This window comes from Frigoribacterium sp. ACAM 257 (assembly GCF_007954365.1).
Taxonomy (GTDB): Bacteria; Actinomycetota; Actinomycetes; order Actinomycetales; family Microbacteriaceae; genus Frigoribacterium.
The window spans coordinates 108432-121100 of record NZ_VOLO01000002.1 but is presented as its reverse complement, the minus strand read 5'-3'; the positions used below and the strand labels follow the sequence as shown (position 1 = coordinate 121100).

The following is a 12669-nucleotide window of genomic DNA, read 5'->3' as shown; positions in this document are numbered from 1 at the left end:
GAGGAAGAAGCGAGGAGGCGCGTGGCGCGAGCGCAGGACGCCCGGCCGTCAGGCGCCGTGGCCCCCGCCGAACGGCGACGGCGGGTCGTCGAACGCCGCCATGTCGATGGTACCGGGGCCGCTCGAGCCGCCGGCGACGCCGAGGGCCCTGTCCATCGCCGAGCGGACGAGGGGTGCGATGAGCCGGCCCGGCTCGGGCACGCCGAGCTCGGCCAGCATCGACACGGACTGCGTGACGATCGCGGCGGAGAACTCGGTGGCGGTCGCGACCGCCTCGGCGTAGCGCGGCCGGTCGGCCTCGCTCACGAGGACGGGCTCGGCGCCCATCTCGACGACGAGCGCCTGGCCGATCGGCTGCACCGGACCGGGCGCCGTCACGGCGCACCACGCCTCACGGAGCCGGACGAGGTCGATCGTCGTGCCCGTGAACGTGAGTGCGGGGTGGATCGCGAGCGGGATGGCACCCGCGGCGAGCGCCGGGCGCAGCACCTCGAGGCCGTGCGCCGCCGAGGTGTGCACGACGAGCTGCCCCGGCTGCCAGACGCCGGTCGCGGCGAGGCCCTGCACGAGGTCGGCGAGCTGGTCGTCGGGCACCGCGACGAGCACGAGCTCGCTCCGCTCGACGATCTCGGGGACCGTCAGCACGGGCACTCCCGGCAGGATCGCCTCCGCCCGGTCGAGGCTGCGCTCGGACACGGCCGAGATGCCGACGATCGCGTGCCCGGCGGCGGCCAGGGCGGCGCCGAGCACCGGCCCGACGTGGCCGGCGCCGATGATGCCGACGCCGAGGCGGCCGCTCTGCTGGGGGCTCACGGGCGCGGCTCCTCTCGAGGTGCGTCGGCCGAGGAGGCGGCCCAGCGGTGGGTGCGGTCGGCTCGGGCCGAGGTCACCGCGTCCCGCGCGGCGCCCTCGAAGAAGCGCATCGCGTCGTCCTGGTCGAGCGCCCCGATCGTCGCGACGATCGGCCCCTGGACGGTGTGCAGGTGCACGGCGGCGAGCCGCAGTCGACGCAGCAGCGGGCCCTGCGAGAGGCCGACGCTCTGCATCCGGGGCAGGGGCACGACGACGAGCTCGCGCCAGATCGCTCCCTTGCGGAGCAGCAGGGCGCCGGGAGCCGTCCGGAACCCGTTGCGGCGCCACGAGAACCAGCGCAGCACGGCCGCCCGACGGGGCGAGGTCGTGAAGCCGCCCTCGCTGCCCTTCGAGGTCAGGCCGTCCTCGACGAGGGAGAGGGTGTGCGAGGCGTGCTCGTCCACGACGGCGCGCGCCGGCGCCGGCGGCTCAGCGGACTCAGCGGGCTCGGCGGGATGGGCACCCGCGGCGGGCTCGGCGGGCTCGGCGGGCTCAGCGAGCTCGACCTGCACCTCGGCAGCCTGCTCGGCCTGCACCTCGGCGGCGGCCACGCCGACCAGCTCGGGCAGCACGAGCTCGAGCACGCGCCGCACGTCGGCCTCGTCGCCGACGGGCAGCAGCGTCGAGTTGCCCTGCTGGCCCGAGCCGTCGGTCGACGACCGCGACGCCCGGTTGATGCTGATCTGCCACCAGCCGAACGGCCGCCAGAGCAGGGGCTGGCTCACCTTGACCGAGTGGATGCGTCCCGGCGGCAGGGTCTCGTTCGTCGTCGAGAACAGCCCGTAGCCGATGCGGATGCCGTCGCGGGACGACGAGATGCTGTACCGCAGCGACTTCGTGACCCGGTTGACGTAGTACCCGCTCGAGCCGAGCACGGCGGGCAGCAGGGCGAAGAGCAGGAAGAACTCGCCCGTCAGCCGCACGCTGACCACCACGGCGATCGCGGCGGCGACGAGGAACAGCGTGTACCCGCTGAGCAGGACCGACCCGACCAGGCGGCCGACGTCCACCTTGACGACCGACTCGGGGGGCGCCTCCTGCGGGTCGAGGCCGTCGGAGAGGAAGTCCTGGGCGCGCTGCTCGACGAGGCCGACGAAGCGCTGGCGGGAATCCGTGGGCGCGGCCTGGCCGGTCGCGGCCTGGCCCGGAGTGGGCCGACCGGCCGCGGGCACCGCCTGCACCCCGTCGACGGCGGACCGCTGCACGCCCGACGCGCGCCGCAGGATCTCGCGCCGCAGGTCGTCGGCAGCCGCCGAGCGCAGGTACGCGAGCGACACGTTCGCGTCGTCGCCCGCCTGGCTCACCTCGAGCTTCGCCGCGCCGAAGACGCGCGCCAGCACCGGACGCTGGATGTTGATCCCCTGCACCCGGTCGAGTCGAGCGCGCCGGTCCGTGCGGAAGACGACGCCGCTCCGCACCTCGACGACCTCCTCGGTGACGCGGAAGGTGTTCATCCGCCACGACAGCCAGAAGACGAGCACGAGCACGGCGATCACGACGAGCACGCCGAGCAGGACGAACCCGAGGAACCCGTGCTCGACGACGTAGCCGAAGGGGTCGCCCTCGCCGTCGCCGTCGGGGCGGCGGCCGCCCGGCACGAACAGGCCGACGACCCACTCGCGGGCGTTGTTGACGATGATGCCCAGCACGACGATCAGCGCGATGCCGCCCTTGAGCAGGGGCGTCGCGGGGTGCAGGCGGTGCCACTCGCCGTCGGTCAGCTCGGCCACCTCGGCAGGCGCACCCGCAGGCCCGGAGGCACCGGCAGGGCTGGGTCGGTCCGCAGGAGGCGGCGCTCCCTCCCCCGGCAGCGGCCCGCTCACAGCCCCGCCCGGCGCGACTCGGCGAGCTCGACGAGGCGGTCGCGCAGGGAGTCGGCCTCCGCCTCCGGCAGGCCCGGGATCGTCACGCCCGACGACGCGGCCGCCGTGACGAACTTCAGGTCGCTGAGCCCGAGGGCCCGCACCACCGGGCCGCGGTTGATGTCGATGAGCTGCATGCGGCCGTACGGCACGGCGACGAGGCGCAGGTACAGGATGCCGCGACGGACGAGGAGGTCGTCCTCACGCAGCTGGTAGCGGATCGAGCGGACGCGTCGGGGCACGAAGGCCATGACGACGATCGTGACGACCACGACCGCCGCGGTGATCACGTAGCACCACCAGGCGCCGATGAACCAGAGCGGCGTCGTGGCCGCGGCGGCGATCAGCCCCGTGACGAGCCAGCCCACGAGCTCGGGCCAGACGTACTTGGGCGAGATGCCGGTCCAGGCGGGCTCCGCCACGTCGAGTCGGTCCATGGCGCGTTCCTCCGGGTCGGCTGCGGGTCGACCTGCAGCAGTGCTGTCGGCGGGGCCGTCGGCCTGCGGTCAGGCCGCTTGGGCTCCTGGTCCGCCCTCGTCGTCCCCGGGCGGCACCGTGCACATGTGCTCGGCGACGACCCCGGCCGCGAGGAGGCCGAGGCCCCCCACGACGGAGACGATCGTGGGCACCACGGAGCCTATCGCCACGTCCACGCCGCGTGTCGTCATGAACGCGAGGACCCCTCCGCTCGCTCCCGCGAAGAGCGCGCCGGCCAGGCTGCTGGCCTTCGCGAGCAGGAGCACCCGGGTGGCGTAGTAGGGGTCGATGCGCTCCTTCTGCGTGCCCTTGGCGACGCGGCGCACCGGCAGGGCCATCGTCACGACGATCCCCCCGATCACGAGCAGCACGAGGCCCAGCACGATCGACGGCACGATCGAGGGCTGGCCGGACGAGACGAGCGCGGCGTCGATCACGAAGCCGGCGACGAGGGCCACGAGGGCGAGGCCGATCAGCGTCGCGGGACGGGTGTGCCTCACAGGGCGCCTCCCGCCGCGTCCGGGTCGCCGTCAGGGCCGGAGTCGAGAGCCGAGGAGGCGCCGGCCGGCTCGAGCAGGCCGGTCGCCCCGGGCACGGGCCGGGTGCGGTCGGGCAGCGCGGCGAGCAGGTCCGCGACGCGTCCCTGCGAGCCGAGCCGCGCCTCCTCGTCGACCTGCAGCCACGGCTCGAGCACGAAGGCGCGCTCGTGGGCACGGGGATGCGGCAGCGTGAGGCGATCGGTGTCGAGCACGAGGTCGCCGAGCACGACGACGTCGAGGTCTAGGGTGCGGTCGCCCCACCGCTCGTCGCGCACCCGGCCGTGGTCGTTCTCGATCGCCTGCAGGGCGTCGAGCAGCGCCAGGGGCTCGAGCGTCGTCTCGACGAGCGCGACGGCGTTGAGGTAGGTCGGCTTGCTCTCGTCCGGGCCGGCGAGCGTGACGGCGACCGACGACACCGGCGAGGAGGCGGCGGTCACGCTGACGCCCGGGGTCGCCGCCAGCGCGACGACGGCGTCGCGCAGCAGCTCGTCGCGATCGCCCAGGTTCGAGCCCAGCGCGACCACGCCGCGGCGCACGACGGGTGCGCTGCCAGGGGCGCCGGCGGCTTCGCCGCTCACGCGCGCTCCCGCACGACGGTGATCGACACGTCCCCGAAGGGCACCGTGATGGGGGCGCTCGGCTTGTGCACGGTCAGCTCGACCCGCGCGGCGGCGGGGTGGCTCAGCACGAGGGCCGCGAGGCGCTCGGCCAGGGTCTCGATCAGGTCGACGGGGTCGCGCTCGACCGCGGCCACCAGCTGCTCGGCGAGCACGCCGTAGTGCACCGTCTGCTCGAGGTCGTCGTCGTCCGCAGCCGAGGTCGTGTCGAGGTGCACGACGGCGTCGATGACGAACTCCTGCCCGTCGCGCCGCTCGTGGTCGAAGACGCCGTGGTGGCCCGTGGCACGGACGCCGAGCAGCCGGAGCACGTCGAGGCCGACCGCGGTCGTGCGGGGCGCGCCGGCCGACATGCGACCGTCGCTCGCGGCGCCGCCGCTCGACGCGCCGTCGCTCGACGCGCTCACGCGTGCCTCGCCGAGCGGGTCGGGCCCGAACCGCGCTGCCACGCCTGCCAGACGTCGAGGGCCGCCCGTGTCGACGCGGCGTCGTGCACCCGAACGGCCCAGACGCCCGCCTGCGCGGCGAGCACGCTGATGACGGCCGTGGCGGCGTCGCGGTCACGAGGCTCGGCGCCGTCCGGCAGCAGGTCGCCGAGGAACCGCTTGCGCGAGGCCCCGATCACCATCGGGTGGCCCAGCCGGCCGAGCTCGTGCAGGCTCGCGAGCACCTCCCAGTTCTGGTCGGCGTCCTTCGAGAAGCCGAGGCCGGGGTCGAGCACGATCTGGTCGCGGTCCACGCCCGCGCCCACGAGGTCGTCGACCCTTCGGCGCAGCTCGTCGCGCACCTGGCCCGGCACGTCGTCGCCGCGCATGCCCGCGGTCGCGTCGGCGAGGTGGCCCCGCCAGTGCATGGCGACGAACGTCCGCCCCGTGTCGGCGGCGACCTGGGCCATGTAGCGGTCGGCGAGGCCGCCCGAGACGTCGTTGATGACGTCGGCGCCCGCGTCGACGGCGGCGAAGGCGGTGGCGGCGTTCATCGTGTCGATGCTCAGCCGGATGCCCTCGGACGCGAGCTCCCGGACGACGGGCAGCACGCGGCGCTGCTCCTCGACCGGGTCGACGCGGCGCGCGCCGGGCCGGGTGGACTCGCCGCCGACGTCGACGATGTCGGCCCCGGCGGAGACGAGGTCGCGCGCGTGGCGGAGGGCGTCGTCGAGGCCGACGTAGCGACCGCCGTCGCTGAACGAGTCCGGCGTGACGTTGAGGATGCCCATGACGAGCGTCCGCGAGACCGTGACGGCACCGTGGTCGTCGCGCGCCGTGCCGGTCGGACGCACGAAGGCGGCAGGCCGCTGGACGGGGATCGCCCGCGTCGCGACGTCGCGCGGGTCTGCCTCGTCGGTGCGGCCGCGTGCCCGTCGACGAGCCCGGGGGCCGGAGACGGCGGGGGCCGGCTGCGGGCCCGCACCGGCGTCGGCAGCGGGGGCGGGTTCGGCGGCCGCAGCCGCAGCGGCGGCGACGTCGTCGGCCTCGAGCCGGAGCAGCTCGGCCCGGTCCTCGGGAGGCGCGGCGTGCGAGGCGACACGGGTGCGTTCGCGAGGGGGCCGGCCGGGCTCGTCGACCTCGCGGGCCGGCGCGTCGACGAGGCCGGGCGCCGCGTGCGAGCCGGACCGCGTGCGTGTCGCGTCACCGCCGGGGAGCGGGCCGTCGTAGCGACCGCCGACCACGAGGCGTCGACCGACGTGGCCGGAGGCGGCCGTCGGAGCGGATGCACCGGTCGCCGCCGGCGAGGTCGAGGCCCGCGGCGCGACAGCCGGGGGCACGCCCGGTCGCGCACCCGTGGGGGGCGTCGGCACGGGCGGGTGCTGTTGCTGCTGTCGCTGCTGCGACTGCGTCGCCGGGGTGTGCGTCACCGGCGGCAGCTGCGCGGGCGGTCTCACCGCTGCTCGCTCGTCGAGCGAGAGGGCGAGGCGACGCTCGGCCCCGGCGGCCGGGGCGCTGGCCGGAGGAGGCGCGTCGACGACGACCGGGTCGGGGTACCGCTCACGGCCGCGCGGGCGCTTCCAGGCACGTGGCTCGGACCCGTGGGACGGAGAGCGGCGGGCACCGTCGGACGGCGAGTCGGTCACGGGGCGGTTCCTCCGATCGGGTCCACGGGTCGAGAGGCAAGGCTACCGATCCGGGCGAAGGTCGCGCGCCGCCCGGACCGGCCTGCGTGCCTAGGCCGTGCCTAGGCCGTGGCGATGCCGGGGGTGGTGCGCGGCGGGCGCTTCCGCGAGGGCGCCGCCTCCTCAGGCTCGGACCCCACTCCGCCGTCGACCGCCGCTGCGTCCACCGGCGCCTTGGTCGGCATCGGGATGGCAGGTCGGTCCGACACGGGGCGCTTGTCGCTCGAGAGCCACTGCGGACGCGGGGGCAGCTTCTTGACGTCCTTGAAGATGACCGCGAGCTCGTCGTGGTCGAGGGTCTCCTTCTCCAGCAGCTCGGCGGCCAGGAAATCGAGGATGTCGCGGTTGTCGTTGATGACGGCCCAGGCCTCGTCGTGCGCCTGCTCGAGCAGCACGCGGACCTCGGCGTCGACGGTCTCGGCGATCGACTCGGAGTAGTCGCGCTGGCCCATGTCGCGGCCCATGAACTGCTCCCCGGAGCCCTGGCCGAGCTTGACCGAGCCGACCCGGTTGCTCATGCCGAACTCGGTGACCATCTTGCGGGCGGTGCCCGTGGCCTTCTCGATGTCGTTCGAGGCGCCGGTGGTCGGGTCGTGGAACACGAGCTCCTCGGCGACGCGGCCGCCCATGGCGTAGGTCAGCTGGTCGAGCAGCTCGTTGCGGGTGACCGAGTACTTGTCCTCGAGGGGCAGCACCATCGTGTAGCCGAGGGCCCGGCCGCGCGGCAGGATCGTGATCTTCGTCACCGGGTCGGTGTGCCGCATGGCGGCCGCCGCGAGGGCGTGACCGCCCTCGTGGTACGCCGTGATGAGCTTCTCGTGGTCGTTCATGATGCGGCTGCGACGCTGCGGGCCGGCCATGACGCGGTCGACGGCCTCGTCGAGGGCGCGGTTGTCGATCAGCTGCGCGTTCGAGCGGGCCGTCAGCAGGGCCGCTTCGTTGAGCACGTTGGCGAGGTCGGCACCGGTGAAGCCCGGCGTCTTGCGGGCCAGCACCTCGAGGTTGACGGAGGCGGCGAGGGGCTTGCCCTTGCCGTGCACCTCGAGGATCTGGCGGCGACCGTCGAGGCCGGGGGCGTCGACGCCGATCTGGCGGTCGAAGCGGCCGGGACGCAGCAGGGCAGGGTCGAGCACGTCGGGACGGTTCGTCGCCGCGATCAGGATGACGTTCGTCTTGACGTCGAAGCCGTCCATCTCGACGAGCAGCTGGTTGAGGGTCTGCTCGCGCTCGTCGTTGCCACCGCCGACGCCGGCGCCGCGGTGACGGCCGACGGCGTCGATCTCGTCGACGAAGATGATGGCCGGCGAGTTCTGCTTGGCCTGCTCGAAGAGGTCACGCACGCGGCTGGCGCCCACGCCGACGAACATCTCGACGAAGTCGGAGCCCGAGATGGAGAAGAAGGGGACGCCCGCCTCGCCGGCGACCGCGCGCGCGAGCAGCGTCTTGCCGGTGCCGGGAGGGCCGTAGAGCAGCACGCCCTTGGGGATGCGGGCGCCCACGGCCTGGAACTTCGCGGGCTCCTTGAGGAACTCCTTGATCTCCTCGAGCTCCTCGATGGCCTCGTCCGCGCCGGCGACGTCGGTGAACATCACCTGCGGCGTCTCCTTCGACGCGAGCTTCGCCTTGGACTTGCCGAACTGCATGACCTTGCTGCCGCCTCCCTGCATGGACGACAGGAGGAACCAGAAGATGACGCCGATGATGAGGAAAGGCAGGAGGACGCTCAGCAGCGACACGAACCAGCTGGTCTGCGTGACGGTGTCGTCGAAGTCCTTCAGGCTCGCGTCGTTGATCGCGGTGACGACCTCGTCGCCGCGAGGCGTCGAGTAGTAGAACTGCTGCTGCGCGTCGCCGTCCTTGAGGACGAGGTCGACCCGCTGCTCGTTGCTGAAGATCGTGGCCGACGAGACCTTGTCGTCGTTCAGGGCCTTGAGCCCCTCCTGCGTCGACACCTGGGTCGTGCCAGAAGCGCTGATGACGCTCCAGCCGATGCCGATGCCGATCACCGCGATCACGATGTAGATGATCGGTCCGCGGAAGAGTTTCTTGAAGTCCATGTCAGTACGGGCGACGCCCGACACCTTTCTGCAGGAAGAACGTGAGCGAAAGGCTACAACGGGCCGCCTAGGGGCCTCATGGGTGTTCGCTCATAGCGGGCTGCCCGCTCCCGTACTGGGGTGGCGGACCGGCCTCAGCTGCCGGGGCTCGAGTGGTCACGAAGTGCTCCCTGAGGCAGTCCGGGGGACAGTACCTGACCACTCGACACGTGCGGTGACCGACAGACGGCGGGCGACGCGCTCCCGCCGCGCGATGTCACGCCGGAACCGCCGCGGGTCGGTCCGGTGCTCGTCTCCCTCGTACCCGATCGAGAGGAAGTGGTCGAGGTCACGCAGATCGGGCTTGCCGAGGTAGCGCCCTGCCTCGGCGAACGGGGGCGGGAGCGGGCTGCGGGACACACGACGATGCTCCCCGAGGGGAGACCTCAGCTGTAGACGTGGGGCGCGAGCACCCCGACCCCGCGCAGGTTGCGGTACTTCTCGGCGAAGTCGAGGCCGTAGCCGACGACGAACTCGTTGGGGATCTCGAAGCCGACGTACTTGACGTCGACGTGCACCTTGGCGGCCTCGGGCTTGCGCAGCAGCGCGAAGATCTCGACGGAGGCGGCACCGCGGCTCTTGAGGTTCTCGAGCAGCCACGAGAGCGTGAGGCCCGAGTCGATGATGTCCTCGACGATGATGACGTCGCGACCGTGCAGGTCGGTGTCGAGGTCTTTCAGGATGCGGACGACGCCCGACGACTTGGTGCCGGAGCCGTACGACGAGACGGCCATCCAGTCCATCTGCGCGTTGAGCTTGAGCTCGCGCGCGAAGTCGGCCATGACCATGACGGCGCCCTTGAGCACGCCCACCAGCAGCGGCTCGCGGCCGGCGTAGTCGACCTCGACGGCACGGGCGACCTCGGCGATCGCGGCGTGGATCTGCTCTTCGGTGTACAGGACGCTGGTCAGGTCGCTCTCGATGTCGCTGAGTTCCATGGTCGGGCGTTCTCCAGTCGTGAGGGGGAGGGCGTGGCGGAGCCTCAGGAGGCGGCGGTCGCGGCGAAGTGCAGCGCGCCTCCGGTGCGGACAACTGTAACGCCCGGCAGGGACACCGCCCCCTGGCCGTGCCAGTCGGTGACGAGCCGGGCGACCTCGAGGGTCTGGGCGCGGCTCAGCGTCAGCGCGAACTCGCTCTCGACGGCCAGGCGGATCAGCCGCTGCCGCAGCGCCGCGGGGTTCGCCGCCAGCGACCGGACGTCGAGCGAGATGCCGGCCTCGGCGTGGTCGGCCACCTCCTCCGCCTGCTCCTCGGCGAAGTGGTCGAGCGCCTCCGAGTCCTCGCGCAGCTGCGCCGCGGTGCGCACGAGCGCCTCGGCGACGCCGGGCCCGAGCTCGCGCTCCAGCACGGGCAGCACGGACGTGCGGACCCGCACCCTGGCGTACGCGGGGTCGTCGTTGTGCGGGTCGTCCCACGGCTCGAGGCCGAGATCTGCGCAGGAGGCGCGGGTCGTCCCCCGCCGGACCGCCAGCAGCGGCCGTCGCCACCGCCCCGACACGACGTCCATGCCCTGCAGGCTCGTGGGTCCGCTGCCGCGGGCGAGGCCGAGCAGCACCGTCTCGGCCTGGTCGTCGAGGGTGTGCCCGAGCAGCACGGCGACCGCTCCCGTCTCGACGGCGACCGCCGCGAGCGCGGCGTAGCGGGCGTCGCGGGCAGCGGCCTCGGGGCCGCCCTCGGCGCCGACCTCGACCCTGCGGACGACGACGGGGGCGAGCCCCAGGACCGAGGCCCGGGCCGCAGCCGCCTCGGCCACGTCGGCCGAGCCCGGCTGCAGGCCGTGGTCGACGACGACGGCACCAGCGGTGAGCCCTGCCCGGGGCGCCTCGAACGCGGTCGCCGCGGCGAGCGCGAGCGAGTCGGCGCCGCCGCTCAGCGCCACCAGCACCAGGTCGCCGGTCGCGAGGCCCTCGAGGGAGGCGCGGACGGCACGTCGGACGTCGGCGACGGCAGGGGTCAGGCGCGGTCTCTCGGGCATCTTGTAACGTTACCGGCAGCCGCCGACCGGCCTGGTCGGCGTGCCCCCGAGACTGAACCAGGAGCACCCATGGCCGCGTACGACGCCGTGATCGAGATCCCCAAGGGAAGCCGCAACAAGTACGAGGTCGACCACGAGACGGGGCGCGTCTACCTCGACCGCGTGCTCTTCACCGGCTTCGTCTACCCGACCGACTACGGGTTCTTCGAGAACACGCTCGGCCTCGACGGCGACCCCGTCGACGTGCTGGTGCTGCTCGACTACCCGCTGTTCCCCGGGGTGGGCGTCAAGGTCCGTCCCGTCGGCGTCTTCAACATGACCGACGACGGCGGCAGCGACGCCAAGGTCATCGCGGTCCCCGCGAAGGACCCGCGCTGGGAGCACATCCAGGACGTCACCGACGTGCCCGAGTTCCTCCGCAAGGAGATCGAGCACTTCTTCGAGCACTACAAGGACCTCGAGCCCGGCAAGTGGGTCAAGACCGAGGGCTGGGGCGACGCGGCCGAGGCCGAGGCCATCGTCGAGGCCGGCATCGTGAAGCTGGCGGCCGAGGGCCACTGACCCGCGCCTCCTGCACGACGACGAGGGCCCCGCGCGATCCTGCGCGGGGCCCTCGTCGTCCGCACGACCCGCCCTCGTCTTCTCCTCATTCAGGAATGTCAGTCCTGATCTTCGCGAGGAGAGGACGCGGGGTCCTGAACCATGCACCAGTCAGAAAAACCGACCGCGCGGTTCCTGAACGACGGGAGCAGGAGGGGCGGGCCGGGACGCGAGGACGCGCAGCGGGACCGGAACGCAGCGCCGCTAGAGGCGGATGCCCCGCGCCGACATGAACGGCACCGGGTCGGCCGCGACGCCGCCCTGGCGGGTCTCGAAGTGCAGGTGGCAGCCGGTCGAGTTGCCGGTCGAGCCGACCGTGCCGATGCGCTGGCCGACCTCGACGCGCTGGCCCACGGACACCATGATGCCGCCGTTGACCTGGTGGCCGTAGCCGGTGCTCACGCCGCCGCCGTGGTCGATCTGGACGAAGTTGCCGTAGCCGCCCATCCACCCCGCGTAGCTGACCGTGCCCGCCGTCGCGGCGAAGATCGGCGTGCCGCAGGCAGCGGCCAGGTCGGTGCCGGCGTGCAGCACGTAGACGTGGGTGACCGGGTTGACGCGCATGCCGAACCCGCTGACGACGTTGCCGCCGGAGGGGCGGGTCCAGCCCGCGCCGGAGATCACGCCGGCGGGGGTGCCGTTGGTCGGGCTGCCGTACTTGGCAGCCTCGGCGGCCGCGGCGGCCTCGCGTGCCTTCCGCTCCTCCTCGCCCTTCTGGAACTCGGCCTCGGTGGTCTGCAGGTCCTGGGCCAGGATCGCGAGCTGCGCCTCCAGCCGGGTCTTGTTGTCCTCCTGCTCGGCGAGTGCGTCGGCGGCGGCCTGCGCTGCCTCGTTGGCGGCGGCGAGGGCCACGCGGGCCTCGTCGGCGAGCTCCTCGAGGGCGGCGGCGGCGACCGCGGCCTGGTCGCTGAGCGACTGTGCCGTGTTGCGGTCCTGGGTGGCCTGCGAGTAGATGCCGTCGGCCTGCTCGGTGAGCTTGCTCATCGCGCCGAGCTTGTAGAGCAGCTGGCCCGCGTCGCCCGGGTCGGCGATGAGGCTGCTGCTGATGCCGTCGTTGCCGCCCGACCGTCCTAGCTGTGCCGCGAGCTGACCGGCCCGCTCCTCGCTGGCTGCGGCGACCTTCGCGGCGTCGTCGGCCTGGGCCTGCAGCTGCGCGGTGCGGAACTGGGCGTCGTCGTAGGCAGTCTGTGCCTTCTGGAGCACGTCGCCCTTCTGACGGGCGTCCTCGTTCTTGGCGTCGAGATCGGCGTCGAGCTGGGTGAGCAGGGCCTGGAGCGTGTCGATCTCGCCCTGCTTCGCCGCCGTGTCGCCGCGCGCGGCCTGCACGTCGGCCCACGACGGGTAGTCCGCCGCGTGGGCCGCCAGCGGCGAGGCGACGCCGACCGCCGCGAGCAGGGCCACGGCCGCGAGGGCGGCGGCGAGCCGGGCGGCACGCGGGCGGCGGGGCACGGCGAGGGCCGAGGAGGCGCGGTGGCGGAGGGTGCGGCTGGAGGTCATCGAGGTTCCGATTTCGTCGTGCACGAGGTCGAGCTCGCCCGGGA

At 73.4% G+C, this 12669-nt stretch carries 12 protein-coding genes; 1 reads left to right on the top strand and 11 read right to left on the bottom strand.

Annotation, left to right across the window (positions count from 1 at the left end; genetic code table 11):
• Positions 1–48: 48 nt before the first annotated feature.
• From ES689_RS06905 to tilS, 10 genes are all read right to left on the bottom strand, one after another.
• Positions 49–813, bottom strand: a complete 765-nt coding sequence (locus tag ES689_RS06905) for a Rossmann-like and DUF2520 domain-containing protein (protein WP_146902265.1) — start codon at positions 811–813, stop codon at positions 49–51.
• Complete coding sequence (locus ES689_RS06900) at positions 810–2582, bottom strand: PH domain-containing protein (RefSeq protein WP_223269460.1); 1773 nt, start codon at positions 2580–2582, stop codon at positions 810–812. The genes ES689_RS06905 and ES689_RS06900 overlap by 4 nt, the downstream gene beginning before the upstream one ends.
• An 89-nt stretch (positions 2583–2671) precedes the next feature.
• A complete protein-coding gene (locus tag ES689_RS06895; RefSeq protein WP_146902262.1) occupies positions 2672–3151 on the bottom strand; it encodes a PH domain-containing protein in 480 nt (159 codons plus the stop codon).
• A gap of 69 nt (positions 3152–3220) precedes the next feature.
• Entirely contained in the window at positions 3221–3691 is a 471-nt protein-coding gene (locus ES689_RS06890; RefSeq protein ID WP_146902259.1) for a DUF3180 domain-containing protein, read from the bottom strand.
• Positions 3688–4308, bottom strand: coding sequence for a 2-amino-4-hydroxy-6-hydroxymethyldihydropteridine diphosphokinase (folK, locus tag ES689_RS06885; protein WP_146902256.1), 621 nt, complete (start codon positions 4306–4308; stop codon positions 3688–3690). The genes ES689_RS06890 and folK overlap by 4 nt, the downstream gene beginning before the upstream one ends.
• A complete protein-coding gene (gene folB / locus ES689_RS06880; RefSeq protein WP_223269459.1) occupies positions 4305–4754 on the bottom strand; it encodes a dihydroneopterin aldolase in 450 nt (149 codons plus the stop codon). The genes folK and folB overlap by 4 nt, the downstream gene beginning before the upstream one ends.
• Complete coding sequence (folP, locus tag ES689_RS15845) at positions 4751–6418, bottom strand: dihydropteroate synthase (RefSeq protein WP_223269458.1); 1668 nt, start codon at positions 6416–6418, stop codon at positions 4751–4753. Before folP ends, folB begins: the two co-directional genes overlap by 4 nt.
• A 101-nt stretch (positions 6419–6519) precedes the next feature.
• The gene (gene ftsH, locus ES689_RS06870; protein ID WP_146902253.1) at positions 6520–8514 is read right to left on the bottom strand and encodes an ATP-dependent zinc metalloprotease FtsH; all 1995 of its coding nucleotides are present in this window, start codon (positions 8512–8514) and stop codon (positions 6520–6522) included.
• 425 nt (positions 8515–8939) lie between these two features.
• A complete protein-coding gene (gene hpt / locus ES689_RS06865) occupies positions 8940–9491 on the bottom strand; it encodes a hypoxanthine phosphoribosyltransferase (protein WP_123547461.1) in 552 nt (183 codons plus the stop codon).
• Positions 9492–9535: 44 nt separating this feature from the next.
• Entirely contained in the window at positions 9536–10528 is a 993-nt protein-coding gene (tilS, locus tag ES689_RS06860) for a tRNA lysidine(34) synthetase TilS (protein ID WP_146902250.1), read from the bottom strand.
• Positions 10529–10597: 69 nt separating this feature from the next.
• Between tilS and ppa the strand changes: the two genes are divergently transcribed.
• Positions 10598–11089 carry an inorganic diphosphatase gene (gene ppa, locus ES689_RS06855; protein ID WP_056057947.1) on the top strand — a complete coding sequence of 164 codons (492 nt, stop codon included), beginning with the start codon at positions 10598–10600 and terminating at the stop codon, positions 11087–11089.
• A gap of 243 nt (positions 11090–11332) precedes the next feature.
• Here the strand turns inward: ppa and ES689_RS06850 are convergent, their stop codons facing one another.
• Positions 11333–12625, bottom strand: a complete 1293-nt coding sequence (locus ES689_RS06850; RefSeq protein WP_146902247.1) for a M23 family metallopeptidase — start codon at positions 12623–12625, stop codon at positions 11333–11335.
• Between the last annotated feature and the right edge of the window lie 44 nt (positions 12626–12669).